Consider the following 22,283-nt stretch of genomic DNA (forward strand, 5'->3'; position numbering starts at 1 on the left):
GATGGGGAGATGGGGAGATGGGGAGATGGGGAGATGGGGAGATGGGGAGATGGGGAGACGCGGAGATGGGGAGATGGGGAGATGATTAGAAAATAATTATTCCCGTTCACCAATCACCAATTCCCAATTCCCAATTCCCAATCACCAATCACCAATCACCAATTCCCAATTCCCAATTCCCAATTCCCAATTCCCAATCACCAATCACCAATTCCCAATCACTAATTACCACTGATTAAAAATGGCAAAAGTTCTGCTAGAAAAAGTTAAGCGTAGATTTAACAATGTCACCGCAATTGAGGATATCAGCTTTGAAATTCCTGATGGGGAGTTTTGGGTACTTGTGGGTCCTTCAGGTTGTGGTAAATCGACGATTTTGCGAACCATTGCTGGATTAGAAACCGCTACATCTGGTAATTTGTATATAGGCGATCGCTTGGTTAACGATATACCAGCAAGAGCGCGTGATGTAGCGATGGTATTTCAGAACTATGCCCTTTATCCCCACATGACGGTAGCCCAGAATATTGGGTTTGGGTTAGAAATGCGAAAAATTGACCCCAAAACGATTCAAGAACGGGTGTTGAAGGTGGCGCGATCGCTCTCTTTAGAATATCTTTTAGATAGAAAGCCTAAACAACTTTCTGGAGGACAGCAACAACGAGTAGCATTAGGAAGAGCGATCGCACGTCAACCACAATTATTTTTACTTGATGAACCTTTATCTAATTTAGATGCTCAACTACGAGATGATACCAGGGCTGAATTAAAACAGTTACATCAACAATTAGGAATTACGACAATTTACGTCACCCATGATCAAGTTGAAGCAATGACTTTGGCTGATAAAATTGTGGTGCTAAATCGCGGACGAATTCAACAAATTGGCGATCCTCAAAGTATTTATGCTTTACCTGCTAATGAAATGGTAGCGACTTTTTTGGGTAATCCGCCTATGAATATTTTACCAGCTATTTATAAAGGCGATAATTTTGATGTTAGTGGTCAATTATTAGCGGTTCCTAAAAATATCAAAGCAGCTTTAAGTTTACAACCAGAACAAATTTGTAATTTAGGGATTCGTCCTGAACATATTTATATTAACAAATATATTAATGAATATATTAACGAACCACAGAACCACAGAGAGGAAGAGTTGGGAGGTTTGCTTGCAGAAGTGAAGGTGGTGGAACCTTTAGGACGAGAAATATTGATTCGTACAAGTTTATCTGGTTCTTCTGGTTGGCTAAATGTGCAAGTTGCTAGGGATGTCCGTTTACATCCAGGAGAACGGCTGAATTTGCAATTAGATTTAAGTCATTTATTTGTATTTAATCCAAGTAATGGTAATAGAATTTTTCCCATTGCTTGAGGATAATTCAAAATCAAAAAATGTAGGTTGGGGAGTCTCAACTGTGGACGAGTTTCCCGGTTTGGAGCGAGTGGCGTTTAACGTAAGGAAACCAACATAAATCAAATAAAATTATCAAAACTTATATTGGGTTGCGCTGTCTCTTAACCCAACCTACGAAAAATCAATTTAATATCAATTTAACAACTAAAAATTTATTTCAATCCTGTAGCTTTCAAAATCTCACTATCACCTTTTCTAACAATTAGAGTTGAAGGAGAATTTCCATCTTCTGTAATCGGTTGTTCTAAAATGTAGACATAATCTCCATTTGTCCAACCTGTAACACATTTACCATCCCGACAAGAGATTTTCCCACCTGTTAAATTAATACATTTACCTTGAGAGTCACATCCTTTATAAGTCAAGTTTCCTGTATTATTAACTCCTGTCCAAGAGTCAGTATTTCCAATCGTAATTGTCCACTCACCATTACTTATAGTGTTGGATTTACTTGATTTACTATCTTCGGTTTTGGTGGATGATTTCTCATCTAGAACTTCCATGTTAGTAATGATAGATTCTTTGCGAGTTTTACCACATGGTTCAGCACTTTGACAATCACTAACTGATTTGATTTGGTAAGAAGCACGTACTTTTTTATTTAAAAATTTTGCTTCTTCTGCACAAATCTCAAAGCTTGCACCTTCATTATATTCAGTTCCATTTTCATCTACTAATTTGACATAACATAGTAAATCACCATTGACTAATTCTTTGACTGTTGCAACTTCTGGTTGTTTGGGTACTTTTGTTTCAGATTGGGTAGTTTTAGCTTGGGTATCTGTTACAGATTTAGGAAACCTTTTTGTTTTAGCCGTTTTAGCTGAAGTTTCTGTTTCAGGTTTTTGGATAGATTCGGTTTTAGTTGAAGTTTCTGTTTCAGGTTCTGGAGAAGTTGTCGTTTGAGATTGTGCAACAGTATTAGTTGAACTTTCTTGTGCTGTATTAGCTGTATTAGTTGGTGAATTACCACAACTTGTAATTGATATACAGCCAATAATTAAGGAAATTGTGGGAATTAATTTTTGCATTATTGAATTCTGAGATTTAAAGCACTGAATTTTTTTGAGCTTTTATCAAGTCACCAGGAGCAAAAGCACCATTTTCTGTAATAATGGCTGTAATTAATTCTGCGGGAGTAACATCAAAAGCAGGATTATAAAACTCTACTCCTGAAGGTGTCAAAAGAGTATCACCAATTTGGTATATTTCCGATGGATGACGTTCTTCAATGGGAATTAGACTACCACTAGCTAAGGTGAAATCAATGGTAGAAACAGGTGCGGCAACGAAGAAGGGGATATTATGTTTTTGAGCTACTATAGCTAAACTGTAAGTTCCAATTTTATTAGCGGTGTCCCCATTTGCAGCAATTCTATCAGCACCGACAATAACCGCATCAATTAAACCTTGTTTCATGCAATGTGCAGCCATACTATCAGTAATCACTGTCACCGGAATTCCTTCTTGCACACATTCCCATGCGGTGAGTTTTGCACCTTGTAAACGAGGACGAGTTTCATCTGCAAATACTCGCGTCAATCTTCCTTCTCTCCAAGCAGAACGCACAACACCCAATGCAGTACCATAACCAGCAGTTGCTAAAGCACCAGTGTTACAGTGGGTAAGTATGGTTAATTTTTCTGGGGTTTTGGGTAAAGCTGCTAAACCGTGATCACCAATAGCTTGACAGGTTTGAATATCTTCAGCGTTGATAGTTTGGGCAGTTTCTAGGAGAGTTTGTTGAATTTCTGCGATTGTTCCTAGAGTTTCATAAGCTGTTTGCATCATTCTACCAATTGCCCAAAACAAATTTACTGCTGTGGGACGGGTAGAACGCAACAATTGAGCAACTTTTTCTAATTGTTGCAAAAACTCTTCACGTTTGCTAGTTTCAATTTCCCTCGCACCCAAATACATTCCATAAGCAGCAGCGACACCAATTGCCGGCGCACCTCTAACAATCATAGTTCTAATGGCTTCGGCCATATCTTCACTGCGATGAATTTCCACCACAGCATACTCATTTGGTAAACGAGTTTGGTCGATTAGTAAAACAGAGTTATTTTTCCAAACAACGGAATAAAGCATAAATGGGTAATTGGTGATTGGTGATTGGTAATTGGTGATTGCTAAGAGTCCCTATTCCCTACTACAGTGGGAAATCAAAAATCATCATAGCAACTTTGGGGTAATTTTGAGCGATTACTTCGGAAATAGTCTAAGTCATAAAAATATCCAAGTACTACATTATCAGTTTTTAGTTGCTACCCAACCACCAACCCAAAGTCCTGTATAAAATCTCAAGATATTACCAAAACCAGCTTGCTGTAATAATTCCACTACTCTCATTTCTGAAATAGGAAAAACACCTTTTTTGATTGTTTCTAGTCCTTGTATTCTTTTTTCTGGGTTCATCCCCATTTGCTCCCAATAAACTTGAATGATGGAAATCATTCGTTCAAATTGATCAGTTTCTTTTTCACCAAATATATCTACTAAAATAAAAGTAGCTGATGATTTTAGACGTTGGGCAATATTTTTAAGTAAAGCCAGTTTACTGCCATCATCAGGTAGAAAATGCATTACTAAAATACAAGTTGCTGCGTCATATAAAGAAATAGTATTTAAATCATGTGTATATCCTGCAAATAATTTTATTCGTTCAGATAATCCATGTTCATCTATTTTATTTTGAGCAATAGATAGCATATTACTCGATGGATCTACACCTAGCATTTGCCACTGTAAATTACCTTGACTAAACTTGATTAATTCCATCCCACTACCAGCACCCACAATCAACAAATTAGCTTTTTCTGGTATATTGGCTCTGAGGACAGATAATGCCATATTGTGCATTACCTCATAACCAGGTAAAGCCATTTGAATCATCGTGTCGTATTCATTGGTAGCAACTGGTGGGTTAGAGTCAAAATTTATAGTTTGTTCTGGCATTTGCTTTTAGTGTTATGTTTAATTAGTCATTTGATTATACATCAACACAATAAACGAAATAATGCGAGCATAGGTTTAGCAATGCTAAAGCTTTACATAATTCTGGATTTTGACAATTTAAACAGTTAACAATGAAACATCAAATATCTGGGATTTATTTTTATCTTGAATATACATCAGCATACATTTAGCAACATATTCTGCTAATTTAACAGGTACAGCATTACCAATCATTTGTTCTAAATCTGTTTTTGAACCTGCAAAAATAAAATCATCAGGAAAAGTTTGAATATAACTTCTTTCACGAGTAGTTAGGGGACGCAAATCTGGGGTTAATTCTGCAACATCTCCGGGATGTTGTTTATAATTTTTAGGTATTGGTCTATTCACACCTCTAATAGTTGGACTTGGTTCGTCAATACTAAAAATAGCCCTTCTTTGATAACTTCGAGGATGTCGATAATAGTATTCAATTCCTAAACTATTTCCTAAACAATCTCTAATAGTTGTAGGTTTGCTAGATAAATTAGCTTCTAGATAAGTCTTTAAATTATCATCCTCACCACCTTTTTCTCCGATACAAAAAAATCTTTTTCTTTTTTGAGGTACACCGCATAAACTAGCATCTAATACTTTTTCTGTTAAACCATAACCAGCAGATTTAAGAATTTGCCGAAATTCTTGATATTTGTTGGATTTTCTAAACAATTCTACATTTTCTAAGACAAACCATTGAGTAGAAACATTGGCTACTATTTCCGCAAATGTAATACTTAAATCTCCTCTACCTAAATCTTCATTACGCTTACCTGCACTAGAAAAATCTTGGCATGGTGGACCACCAATAATCACATCTGGTAAGAATTGTTTAAATAGGGAATAATTATTATTTATCTGACTCAAATCATATTCACAAATTGGATGATCAAAGTTTAGCTTGTAAACATTTATTGCAGGCTTCCAGTTGTCAAAAGCAGCGACAATTTTAAATCCACCATTCTGAAATCCTAGTGATAAACCACCACAACCAGAAAATACATCTATGACTTTTAAGAAAGAGGATTCTATCTGTATATTCATTAAAGTTATCAAATGTCTTTTAATCTATTATCAAAAATTTCTGGATTGCTTAAAATAATAGCATCAAATCTTCTTTCAGGGCTTAAGAAATTCTGTCCTCCTCCTAAAATGATGTTATTAATTTCTTATTTGGTAATTCTGGGTTGAATCAAATTATCACAAGTCATATAAGGTCGAGTATTAGAACCGCTTAAAGCAAAAGCTTTATCATTCTTCGTGTTATAGGTTAATGTATCAATAATTAATTTATGATTTATTTTACCAATTAGAGCAAATTCATATAACATCTTTGCTAACCATACCACAGAACGCATAGGTCTTTGTATGCTTTCTTCTGATTTAGCCAATCTTTTAGTGATATCAAAGAAAAGCCTAGTAAATCCGAAGTTGCTCCAAACAAAAATATCTAAGCAATTTTGATAAAGTTTGGAAGTTTTACCTACAGTTTTCCATATTGGTTGCATGACTAATGGAGATTGAATTTCAATATTATCACTTATTAAATTATCTAAACAATCTACAATTTGAGGTATAAAAGGCAATATATGACCTATACTATGCCAATCTTGAATCTGACTACATATAGCTTGTAAATAACTTAGTAATTTATCTCTTGAATTTTCAAATTCATGAGCAATACTCAAAGCAATATAGACAATAGTATCGGGTCTTGTCACAATTTCACAGCCATATTGATTATCTGGTAAACGATAAGTAGAATTGTCAGGTAATGCTGTCAATTTTATTTCTATACTTCGTAAACAAGCATTATCTCTATTCAGATCATGGGTGACTAAATCAACTAGTGGCAATTTACCAAAAACTATTTTTCTATAAGGTACATAGTCGCTTTCAAAAGAAAAAAATAAATTAGGAGAAAGAGGACAAATACCCAATATTTGAGAAGTATCTATTTCTTGATGCTGAATTGTTAACCCCTTGTCCAAAGTTAAATAATTTAGTTTAAGTCCTTTCTGGTGCATATAACAAGCTAATGACACAGGAAAAGAATTATTAAATTGATTTTTCCCCCAACTTTCTCTCTGAGAAAAGTCTCTATTAGAATGAATTAATCCAAATAAACCTACTTGTAAATTATCTGGTTGCATTAGACCAATTTTGATAATATGCTCACATAACAATTTCAGTATAAATTAATTTCTTGATATTTAGCTGATTTCTCGATTTATAATCACTCATCATCAAAAAAGTAGAGTAACTATTATTTATGCTCAATCAAACCTATACAACCGATGTCCTAGTAGTTGGAGGAGGAACCGGCGGAACTGCTGCGGCTATCCAAGCTGCACGAAGAGGCGCTAAAACCATCCTTGTGAGCGAATTTACCTGGTTAGGAGGAATGCTCACCTCAGCGGGCGTATCTGCACCTGATGGTAACGAATTGCAAGCTTTTCAAACTGGCTTATGGGGAGCATTTATACAAGAATTACGCCAACGACAACCAGGAGGGTTAGATAACAGTTGGGTGAGCTTTTTTACTTATGAACCGCGTATAGGTGCAGAAATCTTTGCTGACTGGGTGAAGGAATTACCTAATCTCCAATGGATATCAGGAAAAGTTCCATTAGAAGTTTTGCGTCAGGGAGACTGTATTACAGGTGTACGCTTTGCAGATTTCACAGTCACCGCCAAAATTATTCTTGATGGTACAGAATTGGGTGATTTATTAGCTTTAGGGGAAGTACCTTATCGTTGGGGTTGGGAACTAAAGTCAGAGTGGGGAGAACCTAGCGCACCAGAAAGTTTTAACTCTCTCACCGAAAAATACCCTGTACAAGCGCCAACTTGGGTAGTGGTAATGCAAGATTTTGGTGAACCTGTCGCGGCTGAAATCCCACCTGCCCCTAACTATAATCCATCACTGTTTACAGGCGCTTGGGATGACTATGGGGCGGAGAAATTTTTAAATTATGGTCGCTTACCAGGAGGTCGGTTTATGATTAACTGGCCTATTTGTGGCAACGACTACGGCCAAAAAGCCAACCGTTTGATAAAGTCGGATTTAACTAGACGTAAGTTTGTCCAAGAATGTTTCTGGCATAGTCAAAACTTTGCCCATTTTATCCAAACTCAGCTTGGTCGGCGTTACGGTTTAGCAGAAGGTGTTTTTCCTAGCCTCTCTCCAGCTTTTGCGCTGCATCCCTATTATCGGGAAAGTCGCCGTTTAAAGGGACTTGTTACTGTCTGTGAGCAGAATATTCTGCCCTTAGCAGGTAGTAGTGTCGCCGCTAAATTTGATGATGCGGTTGCTGTTGGTAACTACGCCAACGACCACCATTATCCTGGTGATAAGTTCTCACTGCAACCTAAATCTATCCGCTGGGGGGGACGTTGGACTGGAACGCCCTTCACTATTCCCTATCGTTGTCTGATTCCAGTGACTACAGATGGGTTGCTGGTCTGTGAAAAGAATATTTCTGTGTCCCACATCGCTAATGGGGCTACCAGACTACAACCGATAGTGATGGGTATAGGTCAAGCAGCGGGTATGGCAGCTGCTCTATGTTGTGAGTTAGAATGTCAACCCAGGGATTTGCCAGTTAGGACGCTGCAAGCAGCTTTATTAACTGATGAGCGATCGCCTGCGGCAATTGTTCCCCTGTTTAACTTATCAACCAATCATCCAGAGTGGCTCAACTGGCAAATCCATTATTTGGACAACCCAGAAACATATCCCATTAATGGTAATTGTCCTGGTTTATTGGTTAATCCGTATGATTACTTGAATCTTGATTGTTTCATAGGCATTTTTAATCGCCTAGACCAACAACACTACACATTTACTATCACAAACCCAACTGAATTTTCACCGAAAATTTGGCAGATTGTGACTTTGCAATCCCATATTGATGAGCAACTGCAAGCCCTTCCTGCTAAAGAAAAGCTCACTCTCTGGGGACGGAAAAATTCATCTGGTAACTGGCTACTCGTTGAATATATCGACGAAGTATCAAATTGATTTTTTTACAGTCAAATACAATACTTTTTAATAAATTGTCCGGATGATCATATAAAAGTTAAGTATCAGTGAATTGGAGAGTTCTAAAATAGACATCTACTATGCGTGCTGCCATTTCACTTTTAGTATCGAGTCTGGTATTCGGCTCCTTAGCTTTTAACTGCGAAGCGGTACTGACTCGCCTTTCCTACCTGCTAATTGCTACTTCTGGTTCACAACAGCTACTTGCTGAAAAACCTCAAACTAGTCCTAACCAACCAGAAACGCCAGCACCTCATCGCGGTAGTGGGCGCAAAGAGTCCTTGGGATATTCCAGAAATATCTATTCTGTTGTTTAAAAACCCCAGCCTCAGACTGCTTGTAGGAAAATTAGTTGCCAACAAGGGAATCAAATTACCGGATAACTGGATGTCTAACATCCTTGACACCATTTGTCGAACAGAGACATAGACAGTTAAAGCACTACACAGCTAATCAACCGTTTTTCATGTCATCTTCTTTGACAGAAATATAGACAGTTAAAGCACTACACAACCGTTCCAGATTTAATCTTCTCTGACTACAGACTTAGACAGTTAAGCCACTACACAACTACACCACTCAGCAACCGTTTGGTATTTTCTAAAAACATCTGGTAATTGCGGCAAACCTGACGTGTATTGGTGAATAAGTGACTCATAATATATGTGCTAGTCCAGCCTTCTTTAACCACTTCGGCTTTGCATGGCTTGCGTCTACAGGTTGGGAAGGCCAATGGCAAGTAGGTTGAGCAGGAAAAACGGGTAAACAGAAGGAACAGGGGGAGAATCAGACTGTTCTTTCTGTAATTAACCCGTAAATATCAGTGTATTAGACTGCTAGGAGTCATCAGCCTGAATAAATAAACGCTTGTTCGTGACTAACCTGGTTTATGAGCAATAAAATACTTGCTCACAAAGTGAACTTGTGTTTTGATATTCTCAAACCCGGCTTGCTCTAAACGCGCTACCAAGTCATCAGTGATGTAATGGTTATAGTAAGGTTCATGGAACATTGTGGAGAAGTTATTCATTATAGGAGCCAATTCCGGTGAATCACTCATCTGAATCGAGTCACAGATAATAAAGACTCCCCCTGGTTTTGTTACCCGGAAGCATTGCTCTATCACAGGTTGACGTATTGATGCAGGTAACTCATGAAAGAGAAACACGGAAGTTACAGCATGAAAATAGTGATCGAGATAAGGTAATTCTTCGGCATTGGCTTGTAGAAGTTGCGGCAATTCTCCTGGAATCTGCGATAGTTGCTCATTGGCTTTACGCAAATAAGCTGGTGATAAATCTGTACCATATAAAGAGGCTTGAGGCAAAGCTGCTCGAATCAACTTCAAAGTCCGCCCAGTACCGCAAGCTATATCTAAAATTTTGGTTTGCTTTTGGGGAAGATCATCGAAAATTTCCAACCCATGTTTGAGGGGAGCGAGAATGCGCCTCCGCATAATATCAGCTGCACCACCAAACAGAATTTCCACCTGCAAGTCATATAAATTGGCTGATAGGTCGCTTAAATAGCCATTGGTTTGGTGATGGAAGTTCTGCACATAATAGCTGGGATAACCATCTTTCTCTATGTCCTGTGCAAAATCTTGATATCTATTCTGTGTGAGCCGCTCCCAGGTTAGGGGCAAATCTAACCAAAGCATCGGATAATAGCGCAAAAATTCTTCCCACGGATTGTCAAACAATAAGCTGTGGGGATAGATTCCTTTTTCTCCATCTTGCCAGTCTATTTCTAGTAGCTGATTTAATCGGTCTTCCAGCCCCACTATTAGCTCTTTGGATATGGGTTGGCTGATTTGCCCAAGTGTGGGATGTATGAGGTTTCTGAGGCGTAAACTGAGGATTTTGTGCGCCAGACTAAAGTAATTTTTGCTCTGTTGAAGAGTCTTATAGGTCAATTTAGTTAAGGTGTCAGACATAACCAATGAATTAAGATTTATTAACCTTTTTTATTTTATGTAAATAAAAGTCAGAAATAAAGCGCTGTATCAAAATAAATACCCATTTTCAGATTAAAAATCTGAAAATTTGGTTGATAATTCCAGAGTTTCGACATCTTGACTAGTGTGGGTTTCCCCTATGCTCTTTTTTTGCTTTAGATGGTGGAAAGAGCGATCGCTTTTTCGAGTTAATGTCAATTATGAATTTATATTAAGAAAATCCATTCCGTAACATAAGCTACAGAATTTTTGCTATATTAGGAAGTGAAAGAATAGTTAACCATATATCAATAAAAAATACAGAGGAGTGTAGTTATGTCTATTCAAGAAAAATCTCGTGCGTTAATGGTGCGTCAACATCAACAAGTTAAGAACCGTCAACAATCAATGCTGATGCGTGCGGCACAAGAACTTGGTCTTCCCGAAGAAATATCCCACTACTGGAACCCCATCCAAGGGAAGATAGATCCTACTACTCAGAGCCTTTATAGCACCAGTCATGCTTCCATGAGCTAAGGTTGTGCATTTAGTGTGATTCCCAAATGACGATGTGCAGAAAAAGCCACCTTCAAGGTGGCTTTAAAATTGACTAATTTTACGTAATTGCCATTAGCAATCGTAGTACAAGAAGAATTCGTAAGGATGAGGACGCAATTGCATCTGCTTAACTTCGTTAGCCAGCTTGTAGTCAATCCAGTTTTGGATGAAGTCTTCTGAGAACACGCCGGTGTCTGTCAAGAAAGCGTGATCATTTTCCAGTGCTTCCAAAGCGAGTTCTAAAGAACCTGGAGTAGAAGGAATCTTCGCCAATTCTTCTGGAGAAAGTTCATAGATATTTTTATCTAAGGGTTCACCAGGATGGATTTTGTTCTTAATGCCATCAATACCAGCGCAAAGCATGGCAGCAAAGGCTAAGTAGGGGTTAGAAGTAGCATCTGGACAACGGAACTCTAACCGCTTGGCTTTGGGGTTATCTCCAGAGAGAGGAATCCGCACAGAAGCAGAACGATTACCTTGGGAGTAAGCCAGGTTTACAGGTGCTTCATAGCCCGGAACTAGACGCTTGTAAGAGTTTGTAGTGGGGTTGGTGATAGCCAACAATGCTGGAGCGTGTTTGAGAATACCACCGATATAGTATAGTCCCATTTCACTCATGCCAGCGTACTTGTCACCTGCAAACAAAGGCTGACCACCTTTCCAAATAGATTGGTGACAGTGCATACCGGAACCATTATCACCAAAAATTGGTTTTGGCATGAAGGTGACGGTTTTGCCGTACTTTCTGGCAACGTTCTTGATCACATATTTGTAAGTCATCAGCCAGTCAGCAGCTTCGATTAACTTACCGAATTTGAAACCGAGTTCACACTGACCACCTGTAGCAACTTCGTGGTGTTGTTTTTCAATAGGTACGCCGCAAGCTGCCATTGTTAACAGCATTTCTGTCCGGATATCTTGGAAGCTATCCGTTGGTGGGACTGGGAAGTAGCCCTCTTTGAAGCGGGTTTTGTAACCGAGGTTGGGGCTTTCCTTTCTACCGGTGTTCCAACGACCTTCTAAAGAATCTACATGATAGTAGCCTTCGTTGGCGGTTTGGTCGTAGCGGACATCATCAAAGATGAAGAATTCGGCTTCAGGACCGAAGAAAGCTGTGTCACCAAGTCCTGTAGAAGCTAGATACTCGATTGCTTTTTGGGCAATAACGCGGGGGCAACGGTTGTACCATTCGCCTGTGCGTGGTTCCTTAATACTACAAATTATACTTAGCGTTGGCTCTTTCATGAATGGGTCGATCCAAGCGGTGTTTGGATCTAGCACCATTGTCATGTCTGATTCTTCGATGCCTTTCCAACCCCGAATGCTGGAACCGTCGAAAGGAACACCATCAGTGAATGAACTCTCATCAATTTGGTTGTGAAACACTGTCAAGTGTTGCCAAGTTCCAGGTGTATCGATGAATTTCAGATCAATCATCTGAATTTTTTCATCTTTAATTCTTTTCAACACTTCTTGTGGGGTTGTCATTGTTACTCCTTATGTACCCAATTTCCTAAAGTAAAACAAAAATCTGCCAAAGCATCTTTAGCCTGCTACGCTAACCCAAGTTGTGACACACCACCTGGAATATCGTAAATACTTGACTTGAGGTGGTTTTGTAGTGTTTGTTACAGATGATCTGGATTACAGGTTATATTAACCTTTCTTCATGATCTGCACAAAACTGGAAATATCATCTCATCGGGGTCAACTTTGGCATAGAATCCTTAAATAGCGGATGGATCGTTTTTGTGCCGCATCTATTGTTTATGGCACAAAAGTTTACTGGTGCATAATTGCAGCCAAATAAATATCAAACCATAGATAGTTAATGATTGGGAGAAAAAAGAATGCGCGATGCAGTTACAACTTTAATTAAGAATTATGACGTAACCGGTCGTTATTTTGACCGGAATGCGATCGACAGCCTCAAGTCTTACTTTGAAACCGGTACAGCAAGAGTGCAAGCGGCAGCTGCAATTAATTCTAATGCAGCGGCTATTGTTAAACAGGCTGGTTCTAAGTTATTTGAAGACTTACCAGAATTGATTCGTCCTGGTGGAAATGCTTACACAACTCGTCGCTATGCGGCTTGTTTGCGGGATATGGATTATTACCTGCGCTATGCTACTTATGCAATAGTTGCTGGCAATATGAATGTACTTGATGAGCGTGTTTTGCAAGGACTACGGGAAACTTACAATTCTCTGGGTGTACCTATTGGTTCAACAGTTCAGGGTATCCAGATTATGAAAGATATCGTCAAGGCGCAAGTTGCCGCTGCGGGTGTGGCTAATACTGCTTTTGTGGATGAGCCTTTTGACTATATTACTCGTGAGTTGAGTGAGATTGATATTTAATAAAAGTCCCGGCGATTAGAAATCGCGGCTACACAACTAAAGTCCGCCTACGCGGACTTAATAGCGATAGCGAAGCGCTCCGTAGGAATCGCACTTTGGCTTTTTTTGGCAAGGTGCGTTTACTTTTTTTCAGATTACTAATTGTCTGAATCAGGATTTACAGTATTTAAGGATTGTCAGGATGTTAGTTTGAGTAGAGATTTTCCAGATAAAATCCATTGGTTAAACAAAAATCTGAAAATCGCACAACTCGCTCTTGGGAAGTCTCAATTAGAAACTCAATTCGGGAAATTCAACGAGAAAATAAGCGTTATTATCTCACGAGAGAAAAATTAGAGGAAGTATTAGAAGAAGCTTATTTAAATGCTATTGATGAAGCTTCGCTGGAAGTGGAAGAAGGTCGTTATGAATCAGAAGAATTAGAAAAGTTGGTTAATAAAGAAGAAATTATTCATTATGCTTTAGGTTTAATCTCACCAGGAGAGTCAAATTAATTGGTTAAACAAAGATTAGATACTTTATTAGTAGATTTAGGTTTATGTCCCTCCCGTCAACAAGCACAACGGCTAATTCAAGCTGGAGCAGTGACAGTCAATCAACAGATGATTGATAAAGCCGGGACTGAAGTTGATATTACAGCACAAATTCAAGTTAAAGAACGTCCACCTTTTGTTTCTCGTGGTGGTGAAAAACTCGCCAAAGCCTTAGAATTATTTGGAATTTCTGTAACTGGACGCATTTGTTTAGATGGGGGAATTTCTACGGGAGGTTTTACGGATTGTTTATTACAAGCTGGTGCAGTTCAAGTTTACGGTATTGATGTTGGTTATGGACAAGTTGATTGGAAAATTAGAACAGATGAAAGAGTAATTTTAAAAGAACGCACCAATTTAAGACAGTTAAAACCAGAAGATTTATATGCTGAAAATGCGACGCTTCCTGATTTAGCAGTGGTGGATGTTTCCTTTATTTCCTTAACTAAAATTTTGCCTGCATTATGGCAATTAACGCAAGCACCTAGAGAGGCTGTATTGCTGGTAAAACCTCAATTTGAGGTAGGGAAGTCTCGCGTGGGTAAAAAGGGTGTTGTCCGCGATTCTAGCGACCAAGCTGATGCTATTTTCCAGGTGTTACAAGCAGCTATAGAGTTAGGTTGGAAGTATAAAGGTTTAACTTGGTCGCCCATAACTGGCCCTGCGGGAAATATTGAATTTCTGCTCTGGTTGGGAATGGAAAGTGAGACACCAGCACCAGATTTAGAGATGATTCAGGAAATGACCAAACAAGTGGTGTATGAGTTTATGAAAAAATGATGCACAATTATTAGTCTTGTAGGGTGGGCAATGCCCACCCTACGTATATTTCAAAAATCAAATCTTAATTCCTATATAAATATTTAACAGTGTGACAAAAGTGATGTTTAAATCATAAACACATTACCTTATAAATAACTAATTAAGTCAATACATATCAGCGATGTCTACATCCAAAAAACTGAGAAAATCTCAATACTTTTGCAAATAGCCAAGTTTCGGGTTGGGTTAAACCCAACCTCACAAGGTTATAAATCGTAAATCAAACACTCTAGTGCATCTGGATACATTTCGCAGTAGGTTTCTAAGGCTGTTTTACGGTGTTTGGCTTGTTTTTGATGAGCTTTTTCTGCTTGTAATTCTTCAACAATATCCCAAGCTACAGCACAATTAGGGGAATTACTTCCATTTTGCTCACAGGTTGCACGAGCTTCTACAATTGCTTCCAGAATTGCTTGCTCAATGGGTTTAGTGCTATTTTTATCTGAGTTAATAGCAGCTAAAATTTCGTTAAAAGATGTCATGATATTTTCACCTTTGTTGTGGAGTAAGATCAAGATTTACTGCAAACCCTAATGTGTACTTAAGTATTTTTTACTCGGCACTGTTTGCTTCTGGTTGTATGGGAAGATAGAAATGTAGAGAAAGTATGAGAACCAGTTAAGAAACTATCCTCAACCGTAACAATTTAAAAAAATATTTTTAGTTAATTTATATACTTTTTTAGCCATGAAAAAATAGAAATGGCTAATTTATACCACTTCAAAATTCACAATTTCGTATGTAGTTGGGGATATCAGAGTGTGGTTAATGATGTCAAAAATCCCCAAATTTTCCACCCAATTCTTGCTGTAAACGATACAAAATTGTATTTTTGTCAACTTGCGATAGAATTTCTTGAATGACTGTATCAGCACCTAATTGTCCCCAAGTACAGCCTTTTTCTAGATATATTTGTGCGGCTTTACCGACAGTATAAGCACCATAACCAGCAATACTACCTTGAGCGATACCTCCAGTGAGCTTTGCTAACGCACTCCCCGCAAAAGTAGTAATATTCACAGGGCTATCACCACTGACTATAGCAGCGGTACTACTGCCTAAACCTAACATTAAACTACTGCCGATTTCTCCTAACAATAAACCACCAGAACTGAATAAAATGGTTTTTAATAATTTACTTGCTTCATAGCTAGTCATGGGTAAACCATATAATCTAGCTAAAGAACGAATTAAAGCTAAATCGGTGATTAAACCCCCCATAATATCTAAAATAGGAATGGGATTCAAACCAATAGCGAGGGCTTTATATTTAGTAAATTTCCAAATGATATCTTCTGCTTCTTCTTCACGAATATCAATGGTTTTACTAGCTATCACTGCTTCTGCTTCCCTTGCTTGAATGAGTGCATTTAAAGCTAAAAGCGATCGCCCTTCCCGATTTAGTATATTCAGAATTGTTTGCTTGAGTTCCTCAACCTGTGGTGGTGGTGTTTCCCATTCATAACTCACAGTTCCATCTGGGTATTCTACTCTAACTTCCATTGATGCAGGTTCAGCTGCTACCATGACAATTTCATCAGGTAGTAAGGGTTTTTCTTGAAGATTTCCTGCACCTAATAGTTGTAAGTTTTTGTAAATGGTGTTTCTGTCTGTATCTGGGTACAAATCGATTTTGTTAAAAACCAAAATCAGTGGTTTTTGAGCTTGTCTTAATTCTAGTAACCCTTGATACTCAGTTCTGGTAATATCTCCAGAGACAACAAACAAGATTAAATCTGCTTGACGAGCTACTTCTCTCGCCATTTGCGCCCTTGATTCCCCCTCAATTTCATCTAAACCGGGAGTATCGATTAATTCAACTAATACCTTTCCCCCTGGTTTCCAACGTACTGAACGAGGCCACTGAGTCACACCGTTAAGGGGGCCAGTTTGGAGAATTTTTTCACCTAGCAAGGAATTCAACACCGCTGACTTTCCGCGACTCACTAAACCAAAAGCAGCTATTCTCACGACGTTAGAGTCTAGCTTGTTGAGTGTGGTGGTTAAAATTTCTATTTCCGGTTTTACCAAACCTGCCAATTTTTGGTTTGATGATAGCTGTCCTGACTTGCGGAGATATCCATACCAAGATAGAGCCTGTCTAAGACTAGCACGGGCGCGGTTCAAATGAGTTTCTTGCAGGTTTTTCACTGCGTTAGGTTGAGACAAGGTGGAGTAAACAATGGGTTACATATCCATTTATAGCAGGGGACAGGTGACAGGTGACAGAGTTGAAAGTCTGTTTGTGTCTAAGTTTTATCATTAGTTCATGTCCTAACCACCTTGGCGGTTGCTATATATCGAAATTTTTAGTTTTTTATAAATTAACTTTGAATATTTCAGATATCTTAATTAAGCATTTCCACTGAAAAGTCAAAAATAAAAATCGCAATTACTTTTGCACGCAAATTTTTTTAGTCATAAAAATGACTTGTAATTACGAATATAATAAGTAAAATATCTATAAGTCTTGATAAATAACGATTAAATGATTTACTTAGGTAAAATAAAGTATGCTCTATTAGTAAAATAATATACTTAAACTTTCTGGCAATTTATCTCTAAGTATGTTGCTGAGATTTTTCGATAAAGGTAAATGCTCGCTTTTTTGCGATAAAATTTCTATATATAGATATTTTTATATATTAATTTTTTTTAATTGGGATAAGTACCAATCCCTTTCCTAGTGAAGAAGGAGAAATTAAAAGTCTCTCCCTTGGGAGGGGAGAGAGTTACCATTTAATTAATTCCACCTACTTACCACCAAATACGTTCACCTTTCTCATTCACTCGTGCTTGACGAATTACATCAGAAATCTCTTCTGCATCTTTTACATGATGAAGGGCTTTTTTGTCACCTTCAGGAGTGTCTACGACAAAGTAGGTTGGAACTGTAATTTGATCACCTGTAATGTCAGGAACATCTACAGCAACTTGTTTGGCTTTTTCTTCAATTGATTGTGGTTCATCAGCAATTCTATCTCCTGGATTTGCGGTTAATTTCCTTTCTTTGACAGTTGGTCTTTCTCTTGAAAAGGGATCGTCACTTACTGGCTGATGAATTTCATTGTCTTGATGATTATTAGTCATGACTTTTTCCTGAATCAAAACTTGACTATTACTAATATCAATCTAAACAATCAAAAGTGTAAGTAGCTCTTTCTTAGGAGATAGTTTGAGGTATTATAGCAATTCCCGTTCACGTGAGGTACGAGCAGTAATAATTAAACGCGGATGGACGCAGATAGACGCAGATAATTTTGTACTTCATTAGACTAGGAAATTCTATATCATTAAGTTCTGGATATAGGATTTGGAAACGAGAGTATCAAGAGAAAATATCAATAATAAAGAAGAATTTAAGAGTTATAAGCGCTATAAATTGGTTTTATACCGATGCTTACTAACTACCAGCCTAAATTTAGATAACTAGTAAATTGGAATTATGTATGCTTCTAAAGAAGGATAGTTTACCAGTTAAATTGTGCAACAATGAAAATTAGGAACACCTTGTATGTAGGTGGAACTATGACAGATATGACAGATAAAAATATAAGAATTGTTTCTTTAATTCCCAGTGCAACGGAAATTATCGCCACACTGGGGTTGTCGAAAGCTATTGTAGGGCGATCGCATGAATGTGACTATCCCCCAGAAATAGCACATCTCCCCGTATGTACTCAAGCAAGATTGAACGGTAACGCTCCTAGCAACGCCATTCATGAGGAGTTAAACAGTATATTGCAATCTGCTCTAAGTATCTACAAAATTAAAGTTGATGTTTTACAGAGATTGCAGCCAACGCATATTATCACTCAAGACCAGTGTGATGTCTGTGCAGTTAGCTTCCCAGAAGTGGAAAAAGCAGTATCTGAACTGACCCACACTTCACCTCAACTTATATCCTTACAACCTAACACACTGCAAGATGTGTGGAGTGATATCGAGCGAGTAGGCAATATCTTCGGCGTTGACACAGTAAAAATACTTGAAAACTTAGAAGCTCGTGTCAAAATTTGTAATCATAAAATTCAAGGGCTTTCCGTAATAGAAATGCCTACAGTCGCTTGTATTGAGTGGACTGATCCTTTAATGACGGCAGCAAATTGGATTCCTGAATTAATCAATTTGGCAGGTGGACAGACGTTGTTTAGCGTTATGGGTAAACCTTCTGCTCAATTAAACTGGGAAACTTTGATTACCAGCAACCCAGATGTGATTATTTTTATGCCTTGTGGCTTTGATTTAAGACGGACTCAGCAAGAAGCAAAATTGTTAACTCAACGTCCCGAGTGGCAAAAACTGCACGCTGCTAAAACAGGTAGAGTGTTTGTGACCGACGGTAACGCCTACTTTAACCGTCCTAGTCCGCGACTGGCAGATTCTGTGGAAATTTTAGCAGAAATTTTGCACCCAGACATTTTTCAATATGGTTATAAAGGTATCGGTTGGGAGCCTTTACAAAAGTGAAATCCTCCTACACTGTATGCGTCACTCACTATACAGTGTAGGCTTCTCCGCAATTCCGGCTATTGCTACCACAACCGCAGAAAAACTACCCTTGGAACTCGTCAACTTGACCAAGACGGCGGATGTTAAGAATGTCACTCATTTTCTTAATTTGAGCAAACAAGTGTTCTAATTGAGAGCGATCGCGGATATCAATGCCCAAATCCATTAAAGCAGGTTGTCCCAAAGCTGTTTTCACGTTAGCATGACGCACATTTATACCTTGGTCGCTCAACCGCGATAAAATATCTTTTAATATTCCCACTCTATCAAGAGTCTCAATTTGAATATCAATGGGGTAAGTGTGAGGACGGCCGTGATGTTCTAAAGCTGAGTTCCATCTCACGGGAATCAGGCGTTCACATTCCACATGATCCACATTATGACAGCCTTGACGATGGATAGATATACCTCGTCCCCGCGTTACCACACCAATAATCCCTTCCCCAGGAATCGGGGTGCAACATCCAGCTACATGATAAACTAAGCCTTCTACCCCAAGAATCGGCGAATCACTAGCACGAGAAGTAGTTGGTGGTGTATCCCGTGAAGATTTTGATGTTGTCTCCTTGGGTATAAAGGGTATCACATCAGCCACTGGTTGATCAGCTTTCACCACATCTCGCCAGCGGTTTAATACCAGGTTTAAAGTAATCTCTCCGTAACCTAAACCTGCCAGTAAATCTTCAACACTGTGATAATTACACTTTTCGGCCACAGTCTGCATCGCATCAGATTTGAGTAAATTATCAAAACCAGTTTTACCGAGTTCTTTTTCTAATAAATCTCGTCCTCGTGCCACATTTTCTTCCCGGCGCGATCGCTTGTACCATTGTTTAATTCTATATTTCGCCGCCGAAGTCCTGACAAAATTTAACCAATCCAAACTGGGATGGCTATTCTTTTGAGTAATAACATCAACAATATCCCCATTATGCAATCGCGTTGATAATGGCACCATTCGCCCATTCACCCGCGTACCTGCACAATGGTTCCCCACCTCTGTATGAATTCGATAAGCAAAATCTATACTCGTAGAACCAGGACTTAGAGGAACCACATCCCCCTTAGGGGTGAAGACATAAACATCATCTTCAAATAGATTGTCCTTAACACTATCTAAATATTCTTGCGCGTCTTTTAAATCACTTTGCCATTCCAGCAATTGCCGCAACCAAGTAAATTTCTCATCTGAACCCGTTAATTGGTTATTAGTGGAACCACCTGTCTCTTTATACTTCCAATGTGCTGCAATCCCATATTCAGCCACATGATGCATATCCACAGTCCGAATTTGTACCTCCAAAGGGCGACCAGTCAAACCTATTACCCCAGTATGCAACGACTGGTAACGGTTAGGTTTAGGCAATCCAATATAGTCTTTAAATCGGCCAGGAATGGGGCGAAAAGCATCATGAACTACCGCCAAAGCCCGATAGCATTCCTCATTGGTTTGCACAATTATTCGCAGCGCCGCCAAATCATAAATTTCATGAAATTCTTTTTGCTGCTTATGCATTTTTTGATAAATGCTATAAAGATGTTTGGGGCGGCCACTGATATCCAAACACTGAATTCCGGCTTGCTGCAACCTTTCCCGCAAAACGTGCGTAGTTTTAGCCAATTTTTCTTCCCGCGCTGTCCGTTTTTCAGAGACGTGCTGCTGAATTTCCCGGAAAGCGTCCGGTTCCAAATACTTAAACGCCAAATCCTCCAATTCCCATTTAATTCGCCATATTCCCAAGCGATTAGCTAAAGGTGCAAAGATATCTCGCGTTTCTTGGGCGCTACGGCGACGGCTTGCTTCTGACATATACTGCAAGGTTCGCATATTATGCAAACGGTCTGCCAACTTCACCACAATTACCCGAATATCTTTAGCCATTGCCAAAAACATTCGCCGGAAATTCTCAGCTTGGCTTTCGGTTTTGCTAGTGAAATTGATTTTAGAAAGCTTGGTGACACCCTCTACCAATTGGCGGACTTCTGCCCCAAAATGCTCTTCTATTTCTTCAATTGTAACTTCTGTATCTTCAACTACATCATGAAGAAATCCAGCTGCTATCATAGCAGGACTGCCGCCCAAATCTCGCAGCAAGCCAGCTACAGCTACTGGATGGGCAATATATGCTTCTCCAGATTTACGGTACTGCCCTTGATGGAGTTGATAGGCAAATTGGAAAGCGCGACAGATTAAAACCATATCACTATGCGATCGCTCATTTTCCGGTTCGCTGTTTTTTGCTGATGTTTCTCGTAAACATTTCTTAAGCCATTCCGGAAGACTGACATCAACTGAAGAATTAAGAAGTAAGCTGCTCATACAAGAGAGATTATAAGTTTTTGGTGGATTAAGTGAGATATAGACGCAAATTACAGCATCGTCGCAAAAAGATGCTGTTGCCCTAAAGACGGGTAGAAAAAACGGTGTAAGGATGACTTTCTAATTGCCTGTGATCATCATCCATTGCAGGTGTCGAGGCACATAAGGCACAATATCGATAGATGGCAAACAAAGCCTCAAACTATGATTCGAAGCTTCGAGTTTGATTGAGTCCTTAAAAAAGTTTATTGTAGAAGAAAATTTTCTTGACATTAATACTATCTTAACTAGCACTGGATGTCTCTGAATCTTGATAAATATCAGGAATTTGCAACATTACTAGAGCAACTACGCTCTGATGTTACCAAAAGTCAACTAGATGCTCCTATCCTACGGCAGCGTTTAGACGCTTTGCAGCAATTGTTTGTCCAACAAATTGTGCCTTTAGCCGATGTAGAATATCGGGAGCAGTCTTATCAAACGGAGATGAGTAAGCAACTGCGTCTCTTGGAAATAGACGTAATGTTTTTCCAAGGTGCAAAACAATCTTCAACAGCACAAGCTAGACTTGCAACCATTGAGGAACGTTTAATAACTCTAATTAGATATTGCCATGCCATACTCCAACCAGAGGAGAAAGGGGAAAAATAAATATTTATTACTCTCCTTTTTCTCTATTTAACTACATAATGCCACTTATGATTGACATGAGACTGCTACCAAAGTAACAAGAAAATGGTAAGTTGATTTCAGCAACACCGTCACCCAACAACAACTTTGATTTTCAAA

The 22,283-nt window shown here is 38.7% G+C and carries 18 protein-coding genes and 2 pseudogenes; 9 read left to right on the forward strand and 11 right to left on the reverse strand.

Going from position 1 to position 22,283, the window contains the following annotated elements:
- The first annotated feature begins 241 nt into the window (after positions 1 to 241).
- Complete coding sequence (locus H6G59_RS13970) at positions 242 to 1,372, forward strand: ABC transporter ATP-binding protein (protein ID WP_190715350.1); 1,131 nt, start codon at positions 242 to 244, stop codon at positions 1,370 to 1,372.
- Between the two features lie 194 nt (positions 1,373 to 1,566).
- Here H6G59_RS13970 and H6G59_RS13975 read toward each other — a convergent pair whose 3' ends face one another.
- The 5 genes and pseudogenes from H6G59_RS13975 to H6G59_RS13995 all read right to left on the reverse strand — a co-directional run bounded on the left by H6G59_RS13975 (position 1,567) and on the right by H6G59_RS13995 (position 6,561).
- Positions 1,567 to 2,445: a hypothetical protein gene (locus tag H6G59_RS13975; RefSeq protein ID WP_190715352.1), complete on the reverse strand. Its 879-nt coding sequence runs from the start codon at positions 2,443 to 2,445 to the stop codon at positions 1,567 to 1,569.
- A 16-nt stretch (positions 2,446 to 2,461) separates the two neighbouring features.
- Positions 2,462 to 3,505: an S-methyl-5-thioribose-1-phosphate isomerase gene (mtnA, locus tag H6G59_RS13980; protein WP_190715354.1), complete on the reverse strand. Its 1,044-nt coding sequence runs from the start codon at positions 3,503 to 3,505 to the stop codon at positions 2,462 to 2,464.
- 162 nt (positions 3,506 to 3,667) lie between these two features.
- Positions 3,668 to 4,372, reverse strand: coding sequence for a class I SAM-dependent methyltransferase (locus tag H6G59_RS13985; RefSeq protein ID WP_190715356.1), 705 nt, complete (start codon positions 4,370 to 4,372; stop codon positions 3,668 to 3,670).
- Positions 4,373 to 4,489: 117 nt separating this feature from the next.
- Positions 4,490 to 5,452 carry a DNA cytosine methyltransferase gene (locus H6G59_RS13990; RefSeq protein WP_190715358.1) on the reverse strand — a complete coding sequence of 321 codons (963 nt, stop codon included), beginning with the start codon at positions 5,450 to 5,452 and terminating at the stop codon, positions 4,490 to 4,492.
- 8 nt (positions 5,453 to 5,460) lie between these two features.
- A pseudogene (locus tag H6G59_RS13995) lies at positions 5,461 to 6,561 on the reverse strand (HindVP family restriction endonuclease).
- Between the two features lie 119 nt (positions 6,562 to 6,680).
- On the opposite strand from H6G59_RS13995, the gene H6G59_RS14000 reads away from it, so the two are divergent.
- Together H6G59_RS14000 and patX are read left to right on the forward strand one after the other, a co-directional pair.
- Positions 6,681 to 8,432, forward strand: a complete 1,752-nt coding sequence (locus H6G59_RS14000; protein WP_190715360.1) for an FAD-dependent oxidoreductase — start codon at positions 6,681 to 6,683, stop codon at positions 8,430 to 8,432.
- A 101-nt stretch (positions 8,433 to 8,533) separates the two neighbouring features.
- Positions 8,534 to 8,770 carry a heterocyst-inhibiting protein PatX gene (gene patX / locus H6G59_RS14005; RefSeq protein WP_071189122.1) on the forward strand — a complete coding sequence of 79 codons (237 nt, stop codon included), beginning with the start codon at positions 8,534 to 8,536 and terminating at the stop codon, positions 8,768 to 8,770.
- A gap of 560 nt (positions 8,771 to 9,330) precedes the next feature.
- Here patX and H6G59_RS14010 read toward each other — a convergent pair.
- Complete coding sequence (locus tag H6G59_RS14010; RefSeq protein WP_190715362.1) at positions 9,331 to 10,389, reverse strand: class I SAM-dependent methyltransferase; 1,059 nt, start codon at positions 10,387 to 10,389, stop codon at positions 9,331 to 9,333.
- A 336-nt stretch (positions 10,390 to 10,725) separates the two neighbouring features.
- Between H6G59_RS14010 and gifA the strand changes: the two genes are divergently transcribed.
- Positions 10,726 to 10,926: a glutamine synthetase inactivation factor IF7A gene (gene gifA, locus H6G59_RS14015; RefSeq protein WP_190715364.1), complete on the forward strand. Its 201-nt coding sequence runs from the start codon at positions 10,726 to 10,728 to the stop codon at positions 10,924 to 10,926.
- Positions 10,927 to 11,019: 93 nt separating this feature from the next.
- Here the strand turns inward: gifA and glnA are convergent, their stop codons facing one another.
- Entirely contained in the window at positions 11,020 to 12,435 is a 1,416-nt protein-coding gene (glnA, locus tag H6G59_RS14020) for a type I glutamate--ammonia ligase (protein ID WP_190715366.1), read from the reverse strand.
- 362 nt (positions 12,436 to 12,797) lie between these two features.
- Here glnA and apcB point away from each other — a divergent pair, with 362 nt between their 5' ends.
- From apcB to H6G59_RS14035, 3 genes and pseudogenes are all read left to right on the forward strand, one after another.
- Entirely contained in the window at positions 12,798 to 13,307 is a 510-nt protein-coding gene (apcB, locus tag H6G59_RS14025) for an allophycocyanin subunit beta (protein WP_190715368.1), read from the forward strand.
- 218 nt (positions 13,308 to 13,525) lie between these two features.
- Positions 13,526 to 13,801: pseudogene (locus H6G59_RS14030) on the forward strand (DUF29 family protein); the annotation flags it as partial.
- Positions 13,802 to 14,620 carry a TlyA family RNA methyltransferase gene (locus H6G59_RS14035; protein WP_190715372.1) on the forward strand — a complete coding sequence of 273 codons (819 nt, stop codon included), beginning with the start codon at positions 13,802 to 13,804 and terminating at the stop codon, positions 14,618 to 14,620.
- Positions 14,621 to 14,868: 248 nt separating this feature from the next.
- Here the strand turns inward: H6G59_RS14035 and H6G59_RS14040 are convergent, their stop codons facing one another.
- From H6G59_RS14040 to H6G59_RS14050, 3 genes are all read right to left on the reverse strand, one after another.
- The gene (locus H6G59_RS14040) at positions 14,869 to 15,144 is read right to left on the reverse strand and encodes a Calvin cycle protein CP12 (protein WP_190715374.1); all 276 of its coding nucleotides are present in this window, start codon (positions 15,142 to 15,144) and stop codon (positions 14,869 to 14,871) included.
- A gap of 292 nt (positions 15,145 to 15,436) precedes the next feature.
- Positions 15,437 to 16,831: a GTP-binding protein gene (locus tag H6G59_RS14045; RefSeq protein ID WP_199332035.1), complete on the reverse strand. Its 1,395-nt coding sequence runs from the start codon at positions 16,829 to 16,831 to the stop codon at positions 15,437 to 15,439.
- A 588-nt stretch (positions 16,832 to 17,419) separates the two neighbouring features.
- Positions 17,420 to 17,752 carry a hypothetical protein gene (locus H6G59_RS14050; RefSeq protein WP_190715376.1) on the reverse strand — a complete coding sequence of 111 codons (333 nt, stop codon included), beginning with the start codon at positions 17,750 to 17,752 and terminating at the stop codon, positions 17,420 to 17,422.
- A gap of 447 nt (positions 17,753 to 18,199) precedes the next feature.
- On the opposite strand from H6G59_RS14050, the gene H6G59_RS14055 reads away from it, so the two are divergent.
- Positions 18,200 to 19,132, forward strand: coding sequence for a cobalamin-binding protein (locus tag H6G59_RS14055; protein ID WP_190715615.1), 933 nt, complete (start codon positions 18,200 to 18,202; stop codon positions 19,130 to 19,132).
- Between the two features lie 85 nt (positions 19,133 to 19,217).
- On the opposite strand, the gene H6G59_RS14060 is transcribed toward H6G59_RS14055, so the two are convergent.
- A complete protein-coding gene (locus H6G59_RS14060; protein WP_190715378.1) occupies positions 19,218 to 21,494 on the reverse strand; it encodes a RelA/SpoT family protein in 2,277 nt (758 codons plus the stop codon).
- A gap of 297 nt (positions 21,495 to 21,791) precedes the next feature.
- Here H6G59_RS14060 and patD point away from each other — a divergent pair, with 297 nt between their 5' ends.
- Positions 21,792 to 22,145, forward strand: coding sequence for a heterocyst frequency control protein PatD (gene patD / locus H6G59_RS14065; protein WP_190715380.1), 354 nt, complete (start codon positions 21,792 to 21,794; stop codon positions 22,143 to 22,145).
- Positions 22,146 to 22,283 lie beyond the last annotated feature (138 nt).

Origin of the sequence: Anabaena lutea FACHB-196 (assembly GCF_014698305.1) — a bacterium.
GTDB classification, from domain to species: Bacteria; Cyanobacteriota; Cyanobacteriia; order Cyanobacteriales; family Nostocaceae; genus Anabaena; species Anabaena lutea.

Excerpts from the sequence above, each read along its gene's own strand:
- patD (WP_190715380.1), top strand. The coding sequence starts at position 21,792 with ATGTCTCTGAATCTTGATAAATATCAGGAATTTGCAACATTACTAGAG.
- H6G59_RS13975 (WP_190715352.1), bottom strand. The coding sequence starts at position 2,445 with ATGCAAAAATTAATTCCCACAATTTCCTTAATTATTGGCTGTATATCA.
- H6G59_RS13985 (WP_190715356.1), bottom strand. The coding sequence starts at position 4,372 with ATGCCAGAACAAACTATAAATTTTGACTCTAACCCACCAGTTGCTACC.
- H6G59_RS14010 (WP_190715362.1), bottom strand. The coding sequence starts at position 10,389 with ATGTCTGACACCTTAACTAAATTGACCTATAAGACTCTTCAACAGAGC.
- mtnA (WP_190715354.1), bottom strand. The coding sequence starts at position 3,505 with ATGCTTTATTCCGTTGTTTGGAAAAATAACTCTGTTTTACTAATCGAC.
- H6G59_RS14055 (WP_190715615.1), top strand. The coding sequence starts at position 18,200 with ATGACAGATAAAAATATAAGAATTGTTTCTTTAATTCCCAGTGCAACG.
- patX (WP_071189122.1), top strand. The coding sequence starts at position 8,534 with ATGCGTGCTGCCATTTCACTTTTAGTATCGAGTCTGGTATTCGGCTCC.
- H6G59_RS14040 (WP_190715374.1), bottom strand. The coding sequence starts at position 15,144 with ATGACATCTTTTAACGAAATTTTAGCTGCTATTAACTCAGATAAAAAT.
- H6G59_RS13970 (WP_190715350.1), top strand. The coding sequence starts at position 242 with ATGGCAAAAGTTCTGCTAGAAAAAGTTAAGCGTAGATTTAACAATGTC.
- apcB (WP_190715368.1), top strand. The coding sequence starts at position 12,798 with ATGCGCGATGCAGTTACAACTTTAATTAAGAATTATGACGTAACCGGT.
- glnA (WP_190715366.1), bottom strand. The coding sequence starts at position 12,435 with ATGACAACCCCACAAGAAGTGTTGAAAAGAATTAAAGATGAAAAAATT.
- H6G59_RS14050 (WP_190715376.1), bottom strand. The coding sequence starts at position 17,752 with ATGACTAATAATCATCAAGACAATGAAATTCATCAGCCAGTAAGTGAC.
- H6G59_RS14000 (WP_190715360.1), top strand. The coding sequence starts at position 6,681 with ATGCTCAATCAAACCTATACAACCGATGTCCTAGTAGTTGGAGGAGGA.
- gifA (WP_190715364.1), top strand. The coding sequence starts at position 10,726 with ATGTCTATTCAAGAAAAATCTCGTGCGTTAATGGTGCGTCAACATCAA.
- H6G59_RS13990 (WP_190715358.1), bottom strand. The coding sequence starts at position 5,452 with ATGAATATACAGATAGAATCCTCTTTCTTAAAAGTCATAGATGTATTT.
- H6G59_RS14060 (WP_190715378.1), bottom strand. The coding sequence starts at position 21,494 with ATGAGCAGCTTACTTCTTAATTCTTCAGTTGATGTCAGTCTTCCGGAA.